The organism is Ruegeria sp. N7, from assembly GCF_056531345.1.
Genome location: NZ_JBQFLR010000003.1, coordinates 159,146 through 177,704, shown reverse-complemented (window position 1 = coordinate 177,704; position 18,559 = coordinate 159,146). Strand labels below are relative to the sequence as shown.

At 58.1% G+C, this 18,559-nt stretch carries 18 protein-coding genes; 14 read left to right on the top strand and 4 right to left on the bottom strand.

Translation table 11 applies throughout. The annotated features are described in order from the left end of the window. Positions 1 to 46: 46 nt before the first annotated feature. Positions 47 to 931, top strand: a complete 885-nt coding sequence (locus ACR0ES_RS06870) for a glutathione S-transferase (protein WP_480773308.1) — start codon at positions 47 to 49, stop codon at positions 929 to 931. Between the two features lie 46 nt (positions 932 to 977). Next, the gene (locus tag ACR0ES_RS06865) at positions 978 to 2,492 is read left to right on the top strand and encodes a YifB family Mg chelatase-like AAA ATPase (RefSeq protein WP_480545914.1); all 1,515 of its coding nucleotides are present in this window, start codon (positions 978 to 980) and stop codon (positions 2,490 to 2,492) included. On the opposite strand, the gene gshB is transcribed toward ACR0ES_RS06865, so the two are convergent. From gshB to rsmI, 3 genes are all read right to left on the bottom strand, one after another. Next, positions 2,489 to 3,421 carry a glutathione synthase gene (gene gshB, locus ACR0ES_RS06860; protein ID WP_480518495.1) on the bottom strand — a complete coding sequence of 311 codons (933 nt, stop codon included), beginning with the start codon at positions 3,419 to 3,421 and terminating at the stop codon, positions 2,489 to 2,491. The genes ACR0ES_RS06865 and gshB overlap by 4 nt on opposite strands. 61 nt (positions 3,422 to 3,482) lie before the next feature. Then, the gene (locus tag ACR0ES_RS06855) at positions 3,483 to 3,854 is read right to left on the bottom strand and encodes a YraN family protein (RefSeq protein WP_480869956.1); all 372 of its coding nucleotides are present in this window, start codon (positions 3,852 to 3,854) and stop codon (positions 3,483 to 3,485) included. 1 nt (position 3,855) lies between these two features. Beyond that, complete coding sequence (gene rsmI, locus ACR0ES_RS06850; RefSeq protein WP_480773310.1) at positions 3,856 to 4,713, bottom strand: 16S rRNA (cytidine(1402)-2'-O)-methyltransferase; 858 nt, start codon at positions 4,711 to 4,713, stop codon at positions 3,856 to 3,858. A gap of 88 nt (positions 4,714 to 4,801) precedes the next feature. Here rsmI and ACR0ES_RS06845 point away from each other — a divergent pair, with 88 nt between their 5' ends. Genes ACR0ES_RS06845 through murJ form a run of 3 tightly spaced genes read left to right on the top strand, consistent with a single transcriptional unit; the run spans position 4,802 to position 10,291 of the window. Further along, on the top strand, positions 4,802 to 5,974 hold the full coding sequence (locus ACR0ES_RS06845; RefSeq protein WP_480869954.1) for a penicillin-binding protein activator: 1,173 nt from the start codon (positions 4,802 to 4,804) through the stop codon (positions 5,972 to 5,974). Further along, positions 5,934 to 8,753, top strand: a complete 2,820-nt coding sequence (locus tag ACR0ES_RS06840) for a [protein-PII] uridylyltransferase (RefSeq protein WP_480869952.1) — start codon at positions 5,934 to 5,936, stop codon at positions 8,751 to 8,753. The genes ACR0ES_RS06845 and ACR0ES_RS06840 overlap by 41 nt, the downstream gene beginning before the upstream one ends. Then, positions 8,750 to 10,291, top strand: coding sequence for a murein biosynthesis integral membrane protein MurJ (gene murJ / locus ACR0ES_RS06835; protein ID WP_480486679.1), 1,542 nt, complete (start codon positions 8,750 to 8,752; stop codon positions 10,289 to 10,291). Before ACR0ES_RS06840 ends, murJ begins: the two co-directional genes overlap by 4 nt. On the opposite strand, the gene ACR0ES_RS06830 is transcribed toward murJ, so the two are convergent. Further along, positions 10,292 to 10,978, bottom strand: a complete 687-nt coding sequence (locus ACR0ES_RS06830; protein WP_480773313.1) for a rhomboid family intramembrane serine protease — start codon at positions 10,976 to 10,978, stop codon at positions 10,292 to 10,294. Positions 10,979 to 11,064: 86 nt separating this feature from the next. Here ACR0ES_RS06830 and trpS point away from each other — a divergent pair, with 86 nt between their 5' ends. The 9 genes from trpS (at position 11,065) to ACR0ES_RS06785 (ending at position 18,558) form a co-directional block, all read left to right on the top strand. Then, on the top strand, positions 11,065 to 12,093 hold the full coding sequence (trpS, locus tag ACR0ES_RS06825; protein WP_480773314.1) for a tryptophan--tRNA ligase: 1,029 nt from the start codon (positions 11,065 to 11,067) through the stop codon (positions 12,091 to 12,093). Positions 12,094 to 12,152: 59 nt separating this feature from the next. Continuing rightward, positions 12,153 to 13,016, top strand: coding sequence for a branched-chain amino acid aminotransferase (locus ACR0ES_RS06820; protein WP_480486675.1), 864 nt, complete (start codon positions 12,153 to 12,155; stop codon positions 13,014 to 13,016). 77 nt (positions 13,017 to 13,093) lie between these two features. Continuing rightward, complete coding sequence (locus ACR0ES_RS06815; RefSeq protein ID WP_267366250.1) at positions 13,094 to 13,549, top strand: universal stress protein; 456 nt, start codon at positions 13,094 to 13,096, stop codon at positions 13,547 to 13,549. A gap of 9 nt (positions 13,550 to 13,558) precedes the next feature. Further along, a complete protein-coding gene (locus ACR0ES_RS06810; RefSeq protein ID WP_480486674.1) occupies positions 13,559 to 14,152 on the top strand; it encodes a DsbA family protein in 594 nt (197 codons plus the stop codon). Between the two features lie 69 nt (positions 14,153 to 14,221). Beyond that, on the top strand, positions 14,222 to 14,785 hold the full coding sequence (locus tag ACR0ES_RS06805) for a NifU family protein (RefSeq protein WP_267366253.1): 564 nt from the start codon (positions 14,222 to 14,224) through the stop codon (positions 14,783 to 14,785). Then, complete coding sequence (tsaB, locus tag ACR0ES_RS06800; RefSeq protein ID WP_480483190.1) at positions 14,775 to 15,365, top strand: tRNA (adenosine(37)-N6)-threonylcarbamoyltransferase complex dimerization subunit type 1 TsaB; 591 nt, start codon at positions 14,775 to 14,777, stop codon at positions 15,363 to 15,365. The genes ACR0ES_RS06805 and tsaB overlap by 11 nt, the downstream gene beginning before the upstream one ends. Further along, positions 15,362 to 15,775, top strand: a complete 414-nt coding sequence (locus ACR0ES_RS06795; RefSeq protein ID WP_480773316.1) for a GNAT family N-acetyltransferase — start codon at positions 15,362 to 15,364, stop codon at positions 15,773 to 15,775. The genes tsaB and ACR0ES_RS06795 overlap by 4 nt, the downstream gene beginning before the upstream one ends. A gap of 159 nt (positions 15,776 to 15,934) precedes the next feature. After that, positions 15,935 to 16,933, top strand: a complete 999-nt coding sequence (locus ACR0ES_RS06790; RefSeq protein WP_480483186.1) for a BMP family lipoprotein — start codon at positions 15,935 to 15,937, stop codon at positions 16,931 to 16,933. Between the two features lie 95 nt (positions 16,934 to 17,028). Further along, positions 17,029 to 18,558, top strand: coding sequence for an ABC transporter ATP-binding protein (locus ACR0ES_RS06785; RefSeq protein WP_480869950.1), 1,530 nt, complete (start codon positions 17,029 to 17,031; stop codon positions 18,556 to 18,558). Position 18,559 lies beyond the last annotated feature (1 nt).

Here is an 18,559-nt window from a genome sequence, read left to right as displayed (position 1 = left end):
CAAATCACTGATTTACCGGTCCGCAAAGCTGAGGCATCGTCCGCGCATGACTTATGACCTTTATATCGGCGATCGCCTCTTCTCCAGCTGGTCAATGCGCGGCTGGTTGATGCTTGAGAAATTCAACCTGCCCTATCGCAGCCACATGATCGGCCTCTATTCCGGCACTATGGCGCAAGACATGGAACCGCTGGCCCCTGCCCGCCTTGTTCCCGCCTTGCGCCTGCCGGATGGAACGGTTGTGGGGGAAAGCCTGGCGATGGCCGAAACCCTGGCCGAACGCCACCCCGATGCCGGGTTGTGGCCTTCGGATGCCGCTGCCCGGGCAACCGCCCGCTGGCTATGCGCCGAAATGGTAGCCGGATTCAGCGCCCTGCGCGGAGAATGCGCCATGCAGCTGCGCAACGTGTGGCAAGGCTTCGCGCCATCTGGGGCGACTTTGTCAGACCTTGAGCGGGTTGAAACACTCTGGGCACATGCGCGGAGCGTGTCAGGGGCAGACCAAGGCCCGTTATTTGGTGCCTATTCACTGGCAGACGTCTTCTACACACCTGTAGCAGCGCGGATCGTCGGATATGGGCTGCCGGTGTCAGAGGTGAACCGGGCTTATTGCTTGGAATTGCTCTCTGATCGCATCGTCAGACAGTGGCGCGCCATGGGATTGACCGTTGAGTACGACACCTTCCCCTACGCGCAGGATTTGCCGTCCGGCCCTTGGCCAGTCGGGGGTGTTTCTGCTGCGAAGCCGGTTTCAGGTGGTCCGTCAATCAACGCCGCCTGCCCGTATTCCGGCAAGCCTGTCACCGATTTCCTGGAGCTTGACGGGCAATGCTGGGGGTTCTGCAACCCATTCTGCCGGAACAAAACTGTGGCCGACCCCGAAGCATGGCCCAAATTCGCGGCCATGCGCGCAGCCGTTAACGACTCTTAAACCAGAACCGTGGCAGCAACGTCCTGTTAACCAAAACAGGACTGCCATGGTCGCCCGCGCCCACACCGTTGCTTTTCAAGGCGTTGATGCCCGCCCGGTCGAGGTGCAATGCGCAGTCTCACCCGGACTGCCAGCCTTTTCCATCGTGGGCCTGCCCGACAAAGCCGTGTCCGAGGCGCGTGACCGCGTCCGCAGCGCGCTGAACGCGATGGCCATTGCGCTGCCGTCCAAGCGGATCACCATCAACCTGTCCCCCGCCGACCTTCCTAAAGAAGGCAGCCATTTCGACCTGCCCATTGCGGTGGCGCTTTTGTCCGCGCTCGACATCATCCCTGCCGATGCCGCAGAAAGCACCGTTGCATTGGGGGAGTTGTCACTCGACGGTTCTCTGGTTCCGGTTGTCGGTGCCTTGCCTGCCGCCATGACGGCAGCTTCAGAAGACCGCGCCTTGCTTTGTCCGCGCGCCTCCAGCGCCGAGGCGGCCTGGGTAGATGCCACTCAAGTGATCGGCGCCGGATCACTTGGAGAGGTCGTGCGCCATTTCTCGGGCCAATCCCCGTTGCCAGCAGCACAACCCGGCGAAGTGAACCTGACACCGTCCAACCGCGACCTGCGCGATGTGAAAGGGCAGGAGCGTGCCAAACGTGCCTTGGAAATCGCCGCGGCCGGACGTCACCACTTGATCATGATCGGCACGCCGGGATCGGGCAAATCCATGCTGGCGGCGCGGCTTCCCGGAATTTTGCCGCCGCTTACTGCCGTGGAAGCCCTGGAGACGTCGATGATCCAATCGCTATGTGGGTTACTGGATGAAGGCGGAATAAACCGCACTCGCCCGTTCCGCGAACCGCACCACACGGCCTCGATGGCGGCCATAGTTGGTGGTGGGAAAGGGGCCAAACCGGGCGAAATCTCATTGGCTCATAATGGTGTGCTGTTCATGGATGAATTCCCAGAATTTCCACGCACCGTTCTGGAAACCCTGCGGCAACCCATTGAAACCGGCGAAGTCATGGTGGCGCGCGCGAACGCCCATGTGAAATACCCCTGTCGTTTCATGCTGGTCGCCGCCGCCAACCCTTGCAAATGCGGTTATCTGACAGATCCATCGCGCGCCTGTTCGCGAGCACCGGGATGTGGTGAAGATTACCTGCATCGAATCTCGGGCCCGTTAATGGACAGGTTCGATCTGCGGATCGAAGTTCCGCCTGTGGGCTTCACCGACCTTGATCTGCCCCCATCCGGCGACAGCTCGGCGACAGTTGCAGCACGTGTCGAAAGGGCGCGTGCCATTCAGGCAGACCGGTTTTGTGACACGCCGGAGTTACGACAAAACGCTGACGCAGAAGGCAAAATACTGGAAGAGATCGCCACGCCCGATGCCGAAGGAAAAGAACTGCTGTTGAAAGCTGCGGATCGGTTCGGCCTGTCAGCCCGGGCTTTCCATAGAATCCTGAGGGTGGCGCGCACCATCGCCGATCTGGACGGCGCGACCGATATCCGCCGCCCACACGTGGCCGAGGCACTGAGTTTTCGCATCTCTGCCCGGGTTATGGCCTAAAGCCTGGCCTCGATGGCTTGCCAGATCTTTTCCGCAATATTTACGCCATCAAACCGTTCCAGCTCTTGAATGCCAGTCGGTGAAGTCACGTTAATCTCGGTCAAATAGTCGCCAATAACGTCAATTCCGACAAAGACCTGACCCTTTTCCTTCAGCAAAGGTCCAATCGCCGCGCAGATCTCAAGATCGCGTTCGGACAAGCCGATCTTTTCCGGACGTCCGCCAACATGCATGTTCGACCGCGTTTCGCCTTCGGCTGGTACACGGTTAATCGCGCCGACCGCTTCGCCATCCACCAGGATCACCCGTTTGTCGCCATTGCTGACATCCGGCAGGAATTTCTGCACGATCAAAGGTTCGCGCGAGAATCCGGTGAACAGCTCATGCAAGGAAGTCAAGTTGCGGTCATTGGCATCAAGCCGGAACACACCCGCGCCGCCGTTCCCGTAAAGCGGTTTGAGGATGATATCGCCGTGCTTTTCCTTGAACGCCTTGATCGTCTGCAAGTCGCGCGCAATCGTTGTTGGCGGGGTCAGTTCGGGGAAATCCAGCACCAGCAGCTTTTCCGGGTAATTGCGCACCCAGAACGGATCGTTGACGACAAGCGTCTGCCCCTTGAGACGATCCAGCAAATGCGTGGACGTGATGTAATGCATGTCAAAAGGCGGGTCCTGACGCAGCCAGACGACATCGAAATCGGCCAGATCCACCTCACGTTCGGGGCCCAGAACCGCAGGATCTCCGGCAACCCTTTGCACGGTCATGTCGTGACCTCGCGCGGTGATGCGACCCTGCTGATAGGCCAAGTGATCCGGACCGTAGAAAAACAAAGAATGCCCGCGCGCCTGTGCCTCTTCCGCCAGACGGAATGAACTGTCGGCGTTGATATCCACGGCCCCGATCGGGTCCATTTGAAAGGCGATTTTCATGGCATGTCCCTCAGTTTCCCGCCAGATACATGGACCAGCACGCCTGTGGGTTCAATGGGGCTTAACCAAAACCAAAGGCGTTTTCGATGATTTGAACCGCGCCAGAACCATCCACAAGCGCCGCGTCAAAGCGCACGTTTGTCAGCTGCCCGTCCGGCTCGTTTTCCAAGAACTGCGCGGCAGAGGCGTAAATCCGTTCGATCTGCTTGCGGCTGATCCGGGCAGCGGCCTTTTCGAAGCTGGTGCTTCTTTTAACTTCGATGAACACAAGCCCGTCGCCGTCGCGCACAATCAGATCGATCTCACCGCCAGCGCCCCGCCAGCGACGATGCGCTATGGCAAAGCCCCGACGCTCGTAATCTGCGGCGACCTGTGACTCTGCGGCCTGCCCGGCGTGGTAAGAGATCGAACCCTGTTGTTCACGCCGCCCCATGTCATCCCTTGCCCAATTTCAATGCTTTCTGATAAATCGGTCGGCGCGGCAGGTCGTACATTTCCGATACAAGATCCGCTGCATCCCGAACTGAGTGATTTTCCAAAGCTCGTTTCAAAGCTTCTTCTAGATCGGATTCGTTAACACTTTGCGAATGACCGCGGTCCACCAGCAGGACGATCTCACCCTTGACGGTCTTGTCCCGATACTCCTCTGCCAGTTCGGACAGGCTGCCGCGGCGGACCTCCTCAAACTTTTTCGTCAGCTCTCGACAAAGCGCAGCCTGCCGTTCAGGCCCCAGACATTCAGCCAAGTCTGACAGACAGGCGGCAACGCGTTTCGGAGATTCGTAGAAAACCAACGTGCCGGGGATGTCCTTCAACGCCTCGATACGGGTGCGGCGTGCTTTGGATGCGTTGGGAAGGAAGCCTGCAAAAAAGAAGGCGTCCGTAGGAAGCCCCGCCAACGTCAGGGCCGTTACAACGGCAGACGCGCCCGGGGCACAGGTCACGGTATACCCGGCTTCGGCGGCCTGCTTGCCCAAATCATAACCCGGATCGGCAATTAGCGGCATTCCTGCTTCGGACGCGTAGGCCACCGATTGCCCTTGCGCCAGTGCCTCCATGATCTTGCCGCGCGCGCCTGCGCCGCTGTGGTCGTGATAGGCTTGGATTCGCCGACCTTCCAGCGGGATGCCATGTATTTCCATCAAGCGACGTAAACTGCGGGTGTCTTCTGCCGCAATCACATCGGCTGAGGCCAAAACATCCAGGGCTCTGAGCGTAATGTCGCGTGCTGTTCCAATCGGAGTGGCAACAAAATACAGGCCCGCAGCCAACTTGATCTTTTGGAAATTCAAAGCTGGACCCTCACAGCGTGACGTTTATTATCGCGGCTCATCAGAACAGAAGCATTCGCAGCCGTCGGATCAGGGAGTTTTCATTTAGATGTTTACCGTTTGCAAGCCCGTAAGCAAGCTGGCGAAAGTCGCCGCTACCCTGACGACCGCAGCGTTTCTTGCTGCCTGTGAACCGAGTGGTCTTGGCGGAGGTCCCTCGATCAATACCTCGAAACCGGTTCCTGTCGCCTTGCTGGTTCCCAGAGGATCTGCGCAATCTGGTGATGCAGCGCTGGCGCAAAGCCTTGAGAATGCCGCGCGGCTTGCGATGTCGGATTTGCCGAATGTCCAGATCGACTTACGCGTTTATGACACGGCCGGAAACCCGAACACGGCGACAGCCGTTGCACAGCAGGCTGTCGCGGACGGGGCAAAAATCATCATTGGTCCGGTATATGCCCAGGCAGCAAATGCTGCCGGATTGGCGGTGCTGAGCAAGAACGTCAACGTTCTTTCGTTTTCAAACAACGCCAGCATTGCAGGCGGCAACGTCTTTGTATTGGGCCCGACCTTTGACAACACGGCCAACCGGCTGGTGAATTATGCGGGCAGTCAGGGCAAGGTTAACACGGTGGTCGTGCACAGCAACGACGCCGCAGGACAGTTGGGCCAGTCCGCTATCGCCAATGCCATAGCGAACAGCCGGGTCAACAATGCAGGGACCGTCGCATACGACCGGTCGCAACAGGGCGTCATCAATGCGGTTCCCACGATCAAGGCCACTGTTGATTCGACGGGCGCGGATTCGATCTTCCTGACGGCGACCACGGCGGGGGCATTGCCGCTGTTCTCGCAATTGCTGCCAGAGGCCGGTGTTTCTCCAGCAACCACGCAATACATTGGCCTGACACGTTGGGATATCCCTCCTCAAACTCTGGAGCTTCCGGGGGTTCAAGGGGGGTGGTTTGCGTTGCCTGACCCGTCCAAGGCACAAGCCTACCGTCAGCGTTACAACGCAACCTACGGCGAAGCACCGCACCCGATCAGCGGCTTGGCCTATGACGGCATCGCCGCAATTGGTGCCTTGGTCAGCCAGGGCAAATCAGACGCCCTGACCGCTTCGGCCCTGACGCAGAACGCCGGTTTCCAGGGTGTTGGCGGCATCTTCCGCCTACGCCCGGACGGCACCAACGAACGCGGTCTGGCCGTTGCCACGATCCAGAACAAACAGGTGGTTGTGATTGACCCTGCCCCACAAAGCTTCTCTGGTGCCGGTTTCTGATCTGACGGGCGCGATCAACGTGCCCGAAAGCGCGTTGATCTGCCCCGCCGGAGACATCTTCGACAGCACTGCCGTCAATGATGCACTGGCTCAGGCCTTTGAGGTCTGCCCGGACAACACCAAAATGCGGTCCGAGACGGTGCGCATTCTGCGCGAGGCTCAAAAGTCTGGCCGCGCGGCCATTGCAGAGGCATTTGGCGAACGTCCTTTCGACGCGCGCGCACTCACGCGCTCATATACATACCTGACGGATCAACTGGTTGGGACGGCGATGCTGGTCTCAAGCACACGCCTGCATCCGCTTGCAACACCCACCCAAGGTGAAAAGATCGCCGTTCTGGCTGTTGGCGGTTACGGGCGCGGGGAAATGGCACCGTTTTCAGATGTCGACCTGCTGTTCCTCACCCCCTACAAGATCACCGCCTGGGCCGAGAGCGTCATCGAGTCGATGCTTTATATCCTGTGGGATTTGCGGCTTAAGGTCGGGCATTCGTCACGCACGATCAAAGATTGTCTGCGGTTGGGTGCCGAGGATTTCACGATCCGCACAGCGATGTTGGAGCAACGCTATCTGGCCGGTGACAAGGCACTGGCGGACGGGTTGGACCGACGGCTGAAAGACGAACTGTTCAAGGGAACCGAACGCGAGTTCATCGAAGCCAAATTGCACGAACGTGACGAACGCCACCATAAACAAGGCGAGCGTTACATGGTCGAACCCAACGTGAAGGAAGGCAAAGGCGGCCTGCGCGACCTGCAATCCCTCTACTGGATCGCGAAATATATCTATGGCGTTCAGGACGTGGCCGAACTGGTGCCTTTGGGCTTGTTCACCCCCGAAGAGTTCAAGACCTTCGTTCAGGCCGAAGAGTTCCTTTGGGCTGTACGCTCGCACCTGCATCTAGTCACCGGTCGCGCGACCGAGCAGCTTACCTTTGACATGCAGGTCGAGGTCGCCGCACGCATGGGGTACGAGGACCGCGCCGGGCGTCGCGCGGTCGAAGTGTTCATGCAGCGGTATTTCCGCGAAGCCACACGCGTAGGTGAGTTGACGCGCATCTTCCTGACCAAACTCGAAGCGCTGCACATGAAAGGTGCGCCCCTGCTGGAACGCATTTTCCGCAGGCGTCGACGGGTCAAGGCGGGATACAAGGTGGTTCACGGCCGTCTGGATCTGGTGGAACCTGAGAAATTTCTCTCCGACAAAGTGAACCTGCTGCGCCTGTTCGAAGAAGGTTTGCGGACAGGTATGCTGATCCATCCCGATGCCATGCGGCTGGTGAGCGCGAACCTGCATCTGATCGATGACGAGATGCGCGGCGACAAGGAAGCCCAGCGCATTTTCCTGGATCTGATGTTGAAACACGGCAACCCGGAACGCGCATTGCGACGGATGAACGAGCTGGGCGTGCTGTCCGCTTTCCTGCCCGAGTTCGAGCACATCGTGGCGATGATGCAGTTCAATATGTATCACAGCTATACGGTGGACGAGCATACGATCCAATGCATCGTCAATCTTGCCCAGATCGAACGCGGAGAGCTGGTCGAATCTCTGCCTCTGGCGTCATCGATTCTGAAAGGCGGGGTGAACCGAAAGGTGCTGTACGTCGCGCTTCTTCTGCATGACATTGCGAAAGGTCGCCCCGAAGATCACTCGATCCTTGGGGCACAGATCGCGCGCAAGGTGGCGCCTCGGCTCGGCCTGAACAAATCGGATTCCGAAACCGTTGAATGGCTGGTGCGTTATCACTTGCTGATGTCCGACATGGCGCAAAAACGCGATATCTCCGACCCTCGGACGGTGCGCGATTTTGCCAAAGCCGTTCAGACAACCAAACGGCTGGATTTGCTGACGGTTCTGACGGTTTGTGACATTCGCGGTGTTGGCCCGACCACCTGGAACAACTGGAAGGCCACCTTGCTGCGCGCCCTGCATGCTGAAACAAAGCGTGCACTGGAAACCGGTATGGAAGATCTGAACCGGGCGAACCGGGGGGCCGAGGCCAAAACAGCGCTACGCCGCGCCTTGGACAACTGGTCCAAGGCTGACCTCAAGGTCGAGACCGGGCGCCACTACGCCCCGTATTGGCAGGGCCTGAACCTTGCGACGCATATCGAGTTTGCCGAGATGCTGTACGCGCTGGAACAAAGCGGCGATCCCGGCGCGATGGAAATTCGCCTGCAACCTGATGAAGACCGTGATGCGACGCGGGCCTGTTTCGCCATGGGAGATCACCCCGGTATTTTTGCCCGCATCGCCGGGGCACTGGCTCTGGTCGGCGCGAATGTCGTGGATGCACGCAGCTATACCACCAAAGACGGCTACGTGACGGACGCGTTCTGGATTCAGGACGCCGAAGGGCACCCGTTCGAGGCATCGCGCCTTCCACGCCTGACGCAGATGATTCACAAGACCCTGCGCGGTGAAGTCGTCGCCAAGGAAGCACTGAAGTCACGTGACAAGATCAAGAAACGCGAACGCGCTTTCAACGTGCCAACACATATCACGTTCGACAATGAGGGCTCTGAAATCTACACGATCATCGAAGTAGACACACGCGACCGCCCCGGCCTGCTGTTTGACCTGACCCGGACCCTGGCCGCGGCGAACGTGTATATCGCCAATGCCGTGATTGCGACCTATGGCGAGCAGGTGGTCGATACGTTCTACGTCAAGGACATGTTCGGCTTGAAGTATTACTCGGAAAGCAAGCAGCGCGGACTTGAGGCGAAGCTGCGCACGGCAATCACCGAAGGCGCCGAGCGTGCGGCCTCATGAAGCAAATACGCTTGTTCTCGGGCTTGTTCACGGTCGGCTTCTGGACGCTCGCCAGCCGAATTCTGGGGTTTCTGCGGGAAATACTGCTGACGGCCTATATCGGACCGGGCCCAGTGATGGATGCCTTTGTTGCTGCCTTTCGCCTGCCCAACATGTTCCGCCGCTTTTTCGCCGAGGGGGCATTTAACGCGGCCTTTGTGCCGATGTTTTCCAAACGACTGGAAGCAGACGAAAACCCTCAGGGTTTTGCGCAGGACGCATTCAATCTTCTGGCCGTGGCTGTTCTTGCGCTGGTCGGGCTGGCCATGGTTTTCATGCCCGGTCTGGTGTGGCTGACCGCCGAAGGGTTTTACGGCGATGAACGGTTCGATCTGGCGGTGGACTATGGATATGTTGTGTTTCCATACATCCTGTTCATGTCTCTGGCTGCCTTGTTTTCAGGCGTTCTGAATGCAACCGGGCGGTTCGCGGCGGCGGCAGCCGCACCTGTTCTGCTGAACATCTTCGCTTGCACCGCCCTGATTGCCGGTGCCATGTCCGGCGGCGAGGTGATCCGGTGGTTGATCCCTGTCATTCCAGTGGCCGGTGTCGCGCAGCTGGCGCTGGTCTGGATCGCAACCGAACGCGCCGACATCCGCATCCGCCCCAGCATGCCGCGCCTGACGCCTGAAATGCGACGGATGGTACGTATCGCGGTCCCGGCCGCGCTGGCGATGGGGGTCACACAGGTTAATCTCGTTGTCGGGCAATTGGTTGCATCGAAAACCGAAAATGCCGTCAGCTGGCTTTTTGCCGCAGACAGGCTCTACCAGTTGCCTTTGGGTGTTGTAGGCATTGCTGTCGGCATAGTCTTGTTGCCGGACCTGTCCCGCCGTTTGCGTGCGGAGGACAAAGAGGGCGCACGCAATGCCTTTTCCCGGGCCGGTGAGTTCACACTGCTGCTGACGCTGCCTTCGACTGTGGCCTTCGTGGTTATGCCAACCCCCCTCGTATCGGTGCTGTTCGAACGTGGTCAGTTCGGCCCCGAGGATACGGCCGCCACGGCCCTTGCGGTTGCCATCTATGGGGTCGGGCTTCCGGCCTTCATGTTGCAAAAATTGCTGCAACCGCTGTTCTTTGCGCGCGAGGATACGCGTTCCCCGTTTCACTACGCAGTTGTTGCGATGATCGTGAACGCTGCTCTTGCGTTTGGTCTGTTTCCACTGGTGGGCTGGATCGCGCCAGCAATTGCCGCATCGACTGCGGGGTGGGCGATGGTGGTGCTACTGGCTTTCGGCGCACGACGTATGGGTGAAGAGGCGCGCTTTGATGTCCGGTTCAAAAAGCGCGCGGGCCGGATTGTGGCCGCTTCGCTTGGGATGGGCGCGATATTATACGCAGCGCTCTACCTGTTCGGGTGGGCATTGGATGTTCCCGGCTGGCGCTATCTGGCACTGCTGGTCCTGATCATGGTCGCGGCCGTCTCATATTTCCTTCTGGGCCATATCTTCGGCGCTTTCAAACTGTCGGAGTTCAAGCACGCCCTGCGCCGGTCCTGATCAATCCCGGCGAATGCGTCCTACGATCCGGGACCAAGCGCCCGGTGCAACAAGAAAAGACAAGCCAAAACCGGTGGCAAACCCACCCAGATCAGCAACCCATTCCCAGTTGCCACCAAAGATCAGGCCGAAAAGAAATTGTATGCCCATAAGGACGGCAATCAATTGAAATGCCCGTGCTTGGTTTGCACCTACAAGTGACAGTTTGCGCCACAACAACCACGTAAATGCGCCGATCAGACCGTACACAGGCGGGAACCCTCCGATCAGCGGATAGCGCGGGTCCAGTAACACGGCGTAGGCCAATGCGCCGCCAATGCCCGACACGACAAAAATCAGCAGCATTGGGAAACCGCCGAACACTTCGCCAACCATTTTGCCCATCGCCAGCACGAAAACACAGACGAAAATCGCCTGGGTGAAATTGGCGGATACAAAGGGGTAGGTCACGAAGCGGATGACATGTTCGAATGGCCAGCGCCCGTTCAGAACCATCCAGTCGAAAATATCCGCCGAGAACGCGTAATGCTGGATCGCATCCAGCCGCCAGCCCACCGCTGTTGGCCCTCCGACCAGCCCGCGTGATCCCAGCGTGAAGGCAATTTCTATCCCGATGATGAACAGAACCAACGCCACCACAGCAGGTGGCAGAGGGTTCACAGGCGGTGTGTAATGCTCACTGCTCATTGGGCTGGCCTTTCGCGGCTGTTGACGTCCCTTTGCCTCATGGGTAAGCGACGGGGGCTGATTTTTCCAGACAGGAGTTCCCTTTGATGACTGAGTCCCAATTCACGCCACGCGTGTTTTCCGGTGCGCAGCCTTCGGGCAATTTGCATCTCGGCAACTATCTCGGGGCGCTTCGGAACTGGGTGAGAATGCAGAGCGAGGAATTTGAGACTATCTATTGCATGGTCGATCTGCACGCGATCACCGTCTGGCAAGACCCAACCGAGTTGCAGCATGCAACGCGGGAGCTTTGTGCCGGTTACATCGCTTCCGGTCTAAACCCGGAAAAATCAATCTTGTTCAACCAAAGTCAGGTGCCGGAACACGCGCAACTGGCCTGGATATTCAACTGTGTCGCGCGCATGGGTTGGATGCAGCGCATGACCCAGTGGAAGGACAAGGCGGGCAAAAACCAGCAGAACGCTTCGCTTGGCCTGTTTGCCTACCCTGCTCTGATGGCAGCCGATATTCTGATCTATCACGCAACCCATGTGCCAGTTGGAGAAGACCAGAAACAGCATCTGGAGTTGACCCGCGACATCGCCATAAAATTCAACAACGATTTTGGCGTCGATTTCTTTCCCATCACCGAGCCGGTGATCGAAGGGTCAGCCACAAGGGTCATGAGCTTGCGGGATGGGTCCAAGAAGATGTCAAAGTCCGACCCCTCGGACATGAGCCGGATCAACCTGACCGATGATGCCGATGCGATCGCCAAGAAAATCCGCAAGGCCAAGACCGACCCTGACGCTTTGCCGTCGGATGTCGAAGGTCTGGAGGGCCGCCCGGAAGCGCGCAATCTGGTCAATATTTACGCAGCACTCAGCGACCAGAGCATCGACCAGGTTCTGGCCGAAATTGGGGGCAAGCAGTTCGGTGATTTCAAACCGATGTTGGCTGATCTGGCAGTCGCCAAGCTGGCCCCAATCTCGACTGAGATGTCGCGTCTTATGGGGGAACAGGCCGAGATTGACCGGATTCTGGCTCACGGAGCCGAGCGCGCGCGTCAGATCGCCGCTCCGATCCTGCAAAAGACCTATGAAATCGTCGGTATGGTCGGATCAGCATCACGCTGAATGCACTGGACCTTCGCCTGACGCCCTCCTAGGGTCTGCCTGAACCACAGGAGGGCGTCATGGCAACCGGCAAAAACATCCGGACCTATTTCCAAGGCCAATGGCATGACGGGGATACTCCCATCATGCGCGCAGCGGATCACGGGTCGTGGCTAGGGTCTTCGGTCTTTGACGGCGCCCGTTATTTCGACGGGTTGGCCCCTGATCTGCACGCGCATTGCGCCCGGGTGAACCGGTCCGCCGAAGCCCTGATGCTGACACCGACCATGACAACCGAGCAGATGGTCGAATTGGTACATGAAGGGTTGCAAGCCTACAGCCCTGACACGGCTGTCTATATCCGCCCGATGTATTGGGGCATTGACGGCGATAGCACGGCAATCGTTCCGCAGGAAAACAGCACAGGGTTTGCCATCTGTCTGGAAGAAATCCCAATGGCACCAGAAACGGCTTCGGCCACGCTGTCGACCACGCGATTCCGTCGCCCGGTACTGGAATCGGCTGTGGTCAATGCCAAGGCCGGGTGCCTTTACCCCAACAATGCGCGCATGTTGCAAGAGGCACGCTCCAAAGGATTCTCGAACGCTCTGGTCGCTGACGCGATGGGCAATGTGGCCGAAACGGCAACGGCCAACATCTTCATGGTCAAGGATGGCGAGGTCTTTACCCCGATCCCCAACGGCACATTTTTGGCAGGGATCACGCGGGCGCGACATATCAAGAATCTGCGCGAGGATGGTGTTACAGTTCATGAAACGGTCTTGGGTTTCGAGGATTTTCACCAGGCGGATGAGGTTTTCATGTCCGGCAATATGAGCAAGATCACATCGGTAACTGCGCTGGAAGACACACAGTTTCAGGTTGGTCCCATTGCCCGCCGTGCCCGCACACTTTACTGGGACTGGGCTGCAAGCGAACGCTAGTACATCGACATGAACGTGTCCGAGTTGCCAGCACGCAAACGCTCGGGCATGATCCCTTAAAATTGAAGAGGACACCCATGCGTAAGTTCTTAGTTGTTCTGGATGACAGCCGTGAATGCCTGAACGCAATGCGGTTCGCCGCGATGCGTGCCGCGCATACAGGTGGCGGAGTGACGATCTTGTCGGTTATTCCGCCGGACGAGTTCAATCACTGGATCGGTGTTGCCGAAACCATGCGCGAAGAAGCCCGGGAACGTATCCATGCCCATTTCGAAGTCTTCGCCAAATGGATGCGCGACAAACAGAACGTAGAACCTGAACTGGCCATTCGCGAAGGTGATCCGGTGCCGCAGATCATCGAACACGTTCAGTCTGACCCTGAGATCGGCGTTCTTGTTCTTGGGGCGGGGACTGACAAGAAAGGCCCCGGTCCGCTGGTAACCCAGCTCACAAAAAACTCTGGCAGCCTACCGATCCCGATCACGATTGTTCCAGGTGACCTGAGCAAGGAAAAGTTGGAAGAAATCACCTGAGGATCGAACATGGCGAAGACGTTGCAGTTCTGGTTCGACTTCGCCTCGACCTATTCCTATCTCAGCGCGATGCGGATCGAACAGGCTGCGCAGGACAAAGGCGTCCCGGTCGACTGGCAGCCTTTTCTGTTGGGTCCGATTTTCGCGGATCAGGGATGGCGCACGTCACCGTTCAACCTGTATCCGGCCAAAGGGCGCTATATGTGGCGCGACATGGAACGTCTTTGCGGCGCACGAGGGCTGCCGTTGGTTCGGCCTGACCCGTTCCCGCAAAACTCCCTCACCGCAGCGCGCCTGGCTCTGGCCCTTGCGCATCGCGAAGAACGGGCTTCCTTCGCAAAGGCTGTCTTCAGCGCTGAATTCGGGGGCGGGAGGGACATCTCTGACGAAGACGTGCTTGAGGATTGCCTGAAGATGGCGGGTCTGCCTGCGGCAGTGATAAATCGCGCAAAAGATCCGAGCATCAAGGCTGCGCTGTTCGAGCAATCCGCGCGCGCAAAAGCACTTGACCTGTTCGGCGCACCGACTTTCGTGGCAGGAACAGAGCTGTTTTGGGGGGATGACCGGCTGGATGACGCGATTCGTTACGCGGTCACAATTTAGAATCGTTCCAAATATTGACTTCTCCGACCCCTGAGCGCATATCAGAAACACCTCAGACGGAGCTGCCTCATGTTCATCCAGACCGAATCCACCCCAAACCCGGCCACGTTGAAATTTCTGCCCGGCCAAACGGTTCTTGAGGCTGGAACCGCGGATTTCCCGACAGCCGAGGCTGGTGACAAGTCCCCATTGGCCAAACGAATCTTTGCCGTAAACGGCGTGACCGGTGTGTTCTTTGGAAACGACTTTGTCACGGTGACCAAATCCGACGATGTTCAATGGGATCACATCAAACCTGCAATTCTTGGCGCAGTGATGGAGCATTATCAATCCGGCCAGCCCGTCATGGGTGCCGACGCGGCAGCGGCCTCGGGTCATGCCGAACATACCGGAGAAGATGCAGAAATCGTCAACCAGATCAAAGACCTGCTGGACAGCCGCGTGCGCCCGGCCGTGGCACAGGATGGTGGCGACATCACCTTTCATGGTTTTGATCGCGGCATCGTCTACCTGCACATGCAAGGTGCCTGCGCGGGGTGCCCGTCATCAACCCTGACACTGAAGATGGGTATCGAAAACCTGCTGCGCCATTACATCCCCGAAGTGACTGAGGTTCGCCCAGTTGCCGTCTGACCCGACGATCCTGGCATTTGATACATCGGCCGCGCATTGCGCGGCCGCTTTGTTGCGTGGCGGTGTGATCGCAGTATCCCGTGTCGAAGGCATGTCGCGGGGTCAAGCCGAACGATTGATGCCCTTGCTGCAAGAAGTGCTGACCGAGGCCGGTTGCGTATGGGCCGATCTGGACGCTATCGGTGTTGGGATTGGGCCCGGCAATTTCACGGGTATACGCATCTCGGTCTCTGCCGCCCGGGGCCTTGCCTTGGGCCTTGGCGTCCCGGCGGTGGGCGTTTCTGGATTCGATGCTCTGATTGAACTGGCAGAAGAGGGACAGCTACCAGCCATCCCTGCGCCGCGCGAACAGGTGTATGTACAACTTCCCGGAACCGGCCCTTGCCTTTTGCCCAGGGACGAGGCCGAACAGCATGGGCCTTTGTATGTCTGCTCCGATCCCGCATTGCAGGTACAAGCCGTTGCCAGACATGCCGCAAGACGATGGCGCAAGGTCAGTGCACCTCCGGCCCCGCTATATGTCAGACCTGCGGACGCAGCCCCGTCCCGAGATGTGCCGCCTGTGTTACTGGACCAATGACGCCTTACGAGATGGCAGCGACACATGCAGCGGCATTCACCCAGTCACGCCCCTGGACTGCCGATGAATTCGCCAGCCTTTTGGAGAACCGGTTCACTGACTGCGTTGGGGATGCCCGTTGCTTTGCCCTGTTTCAGGTGATCGCGGGTGAGGCAGAGTTGCTGACGATTGCGACTCACCCCGCGTTTCAAAGACAAGGTCTCGGGTTTCAGACCATGCGCAACTGGCACGACCGGGCAGTCACTTTGCAGGCAAACCGCGCTTTTCTGGACGTGGCTGCCGACAATGTTGCAGCAATCGCGCTGTATGGGCAATGCGGGTATCGCCAGTGCGGTCGGCGCAAGGGGTATTATTCCAGAAAAACAGGCCCAAATATCGATGCTCTTGTGATGGAACGCCCACTGCCCTAACGGCAACCAAAGATTTTTTAGACCATTTGGTCAGAAATCAATTGACCATGACGGTTGCAAACGTCCTTAATTCCCGCCATCACAACACTTATGCTCGCTAAAAGTGGGTAAACGGGGCTAATCTGACTTCGTGCCAACAAAAAAAAATGGGAGACTTAAATGACCCTGATGAAATCCTTGATGGGTGCTGCCGCTGCTGTCGCTCTGACCGCAGGTGCAGCTTTCGCTGAACCGGCGCTGATCTTTGACCTGGGCGGCAAGTTCGACAAATCTTTCAACGAAGCCGCATATAATGGCGCGCAGCGTTGGGCCGATGAGACCGGCGGCGAATACCGCGAGATCGAGATCCAGTCGGAAGCACAGCGCGAACAGGCTCTGCGCCGTTTCGCAGAATCAGGTGCCAACCCGATCATCACCATGGGCTTTGGTATGGCTGATCCATTGTCGGCCGTTGCAGGTGACTATCCTGAAACCAAATTCGTGGCCGTCGACGTGAACTGGCTGGACATCCCCAACATCCGCCAGATCGGCTTTGCCGAGCATGAAGGATCGTACCTGGTTGGCATGATGGCAGCGATGGCATCGAAATCGGGCACCGTTGGCTTCATCGGCGGTATGGACATTCCGCTGATCCGCCACTTTGGCTGCGGATACGCACAAGGCGCCAAAGCCGTGAACCCGGACATCAATGTTGTCGCCAACATGACCGGCACTACCCCTGCGGCGTGGAACGATCCTGTAAAAGGTTCGGAACTTACAAAAGCACAGATCAGCCAGGGTGCTGACGTGATCTATGCCGCGGCTGGTGGTACAGGTGTAGGCGTTCTGCAAACGGCAGCTGACGAAGGCATCCTGTCGATCGGCGTGGACAGCAACCAGAACCACCTGCATCCGGGCAAGGTCCTGACGTCGATGCTGAAGCGTGTGGACGTCGCGGTGTATGACGCGATGAAAGCAGGTGACGCCGTAGAAACCGGCGTGTTCACAATGGGTCTGGCCGAGGAAGGTGTTGGCGTCGCCATGGACGATAACAACAAAGAACTTGTTTCGGCCCAAATGAACGATGCGGTGGAAGAAGCCCGCAAAGCCATCATCAACGGCGATATCACCGTTGTCAGCTATTACGAGAACGACAGCTGCCCCGCACTGCAGTTCTGATACCGCGCGGGGCGGAAGGAACCCTTCCGCCCTGCCATCCACTCTGCCATCCGTGCCACCTGCCGGATGGGCTTTTCGGCAGTTGAGGGTAAGACATGACCGTCCCCGCCATTGAGCTCAAAGGGATTTCCAAATCCTTTGGGCCGGTTCAGGCCAACAAAGACATCTCAATCAGCGTCGCCCCCGGTACGATCCATGGGATCATCGGTGAAAACGGTGCGGGAAAATCCACGCTGATGAGCATCCTCTACGGCTTTTACAAAGCCGACAAAGGTGAAATTTGGATCAACGGAACAAAGACCGAAATCCCTGACAGCCAGGCGGCTATCGCCTCGGGCATCGGGATGGTGTTTCAGCATTTCAAGCTGGTGGAGAATTTCACGGTTCTGGAAAACATCGTTCTGGGTGCTGAAGATGGCGGCCTTCTGGCTCCGTCTCTGGCCAAGGCCCGCAAAGAGCTGAAAGAACTGGAAGAAGAATACGAACTGTTCGTTGACCCCGACAAACGCATTGATGAGATCGGTGTGGGGATGCAGCAGCGTGTCGAAATTTTGAAGGCATTGTATCGCAAGGCCGAGATTCTGATTCTGGATGAACCGACTGGTGTTCTGACCCCGGCTGAGGCTGACCAACTGTTCCGTATCCTGGATCGTCTGCGGGCCGAAGGGAAAACGATCATCGTGATCACCCACAAGCTGCGCGAAATCATGGAAAACACCGATACCGTTTCGGTCATGCGCCGTGGGCAGATGACAGCTACGGTAAAAACTTCGAACACCAGCCCTGAAGAATTGGCCGAGCTGATGGTAGGCCGCAAGGTTTTGCTGCAAGTCGACAAGGTGCCTGCGACGCCGGGCAAACCCATTCTTGAGATCGAAAAGCTGAGCGTTTTCGATTCCGCCGGTGTTGAACGGGTCAAAGGTATCGACCTGACCGTTCGTGCAGGTGAGATCGTCGGTATTGCCGGTGTGGCGGGCAATGGGCAGTCGGAACTGCTGGAGGTTCTGGGCGGGATGCGTCCGGGACAAGGCTCGATCAAGCTGAACGGCGAACCGCTGGCCCTAAGCGGAGCCGGATCTGACGGTCAGGCGCGTCGTGCACAGCATATAGCGCATGTGCCGGAAGATCGGCAGCGTGAAGGTTTGATTATGGATTTCCACGCGTGGGAAAACGTGGCCTTTGGCTATCACCGGGACCCCGCTTATCAGCGGGGCCTGTTCATGGACAATGCCGCGTTGCGTGCTGATACCGAAGCCAAGATCGAGAAATTCGATGTCCGGCCACCGGATCCTTGGCTTGCAGCCAAGAGCTTTTCGGGTGGAAACCAGCAGAAAATCGTCGTTGCCCGCGAAATCGAGCGAAACCCTGACCTGCTGCTGGTCGGCCAGCCGACGCGCGGCGTTGACATCGGCGCGATCGAATTCATTCACAAGCAGATCGTAGCCCTGCGCGATCAAGGCAAGGCGATCCTGCTGGTTTCGGTTGAGTTGGAAGAGATATTCTCGCTGTCCGACCGGATCGCAGTGATGTTCGACGGGCATATCATGGGTGAACGGCTGCCCAATGAAACAGATGAAAAAGAACTTGGCCTGCTGATGGCCGGTGTTTCAGGAGAGGCCGCGTAGG

Coding starts and splice junctions, on each gene's coding strand:
- ACR0ES_RS06870 (WP_480773308.1), top strand. CDS start 47: ATGACTTATGACCTTTATATCGGCGATCGCCTCTTCTCCAGCTGGTCA.
- ACR0ES_RS06865 (WP_480545914.1), top strand. CDS start 978: ATGGTCGCCCGCGCCCACACCGTTGCTTTTCAAGGCGTTGATGCCCGC.
- gshB (WP_480518495.1), bottom strand. CDS start 3,421: ATGAAAATCGCCTTTCAAATGGACCCGATCGGGGCCGTGGATATCAAC.
- ACR0ES_RS06855 (WP_480869956.1), bottom strand. CDS start 3,854: ATGGGGCGGCGTGAACAACAGGGTTCGATCTCTTACCACGCCGGGCAG.
- ACR0ES_RS06845 (WP_480869954.1), top strand. CDS start 4,802: ATGTTTACCGTTTGCAAGCCCGTAAGCAAGCTGGCGAAAGTCGCCGCT.
- murJ (WP_480486679.1), top strand. CDS start 8,750: ATGAAGCAAATACGCTTGTTCTCGGGCTTGTTCACGGTCGGCTTCTGG.
- ACR0ES_RS06830 (WP_480773313.1), bottom strand. CDS start 10,978: ATGAGCAGTGAGCATTACACACCGCCTGTGAACCCTCTGCCACCTGCT.
- trpS (WP_480773314.1), top strand. CDS start 11,065: ATGACTGAGTCCCAATTCACGCCACGCGTGTTTTCCGGTGCGCAGCCT.
- ACR0ES_RS06820 (WP_480486675.1), top strand. CDS start 12,153: ATGGCAACCGGCAAAAACATCCGGACCTATTTCCAAGGCCAATGGCAT.
- ACR0ES_RS06815 (WP_267366250.1), top strand. CDS start 13,094: ATGCGTAAGTTCTTAGTTGTTCTGGATGACAGCCGTGAATGCCTGAAC.
- ACR0ES_RS06810 (WP_480486674.1), top strand. CDS start 13,559: ATGGCGAAGACGTTGCAGTTCTGGTTCGACTTCGCCTCGACCTATTCC.
- ACR0ES_RS06805 (WP_267366253.1), top strand. CDS start 14,222: ATGTTCATCCAGACCGAATCCACCCCAAACCCGGCCACGTTGAAATTT.
- ACR0ES_RS06795 (WP_480773316.1), top strand. CDS start 15,362: ATGACGCCTTACGAGATGGCAGCGACACATGCAGCGGCATTCACCCAG.
- ACR0ES_RS06790 (WP_480483186.1), top strand. CDS start 15,935: ATGACCCTGATGAAATCCTTGATGGGTGCTGCCGCTGCTGTCGCTCTG.
- ACR0ES_RS06785 (WP_480869950.1), top strand. CDS start 17,029: ATGACCGTCCCCGCCATTGAGCTCAAAGGGATTTCCAAATCCTTTGGG.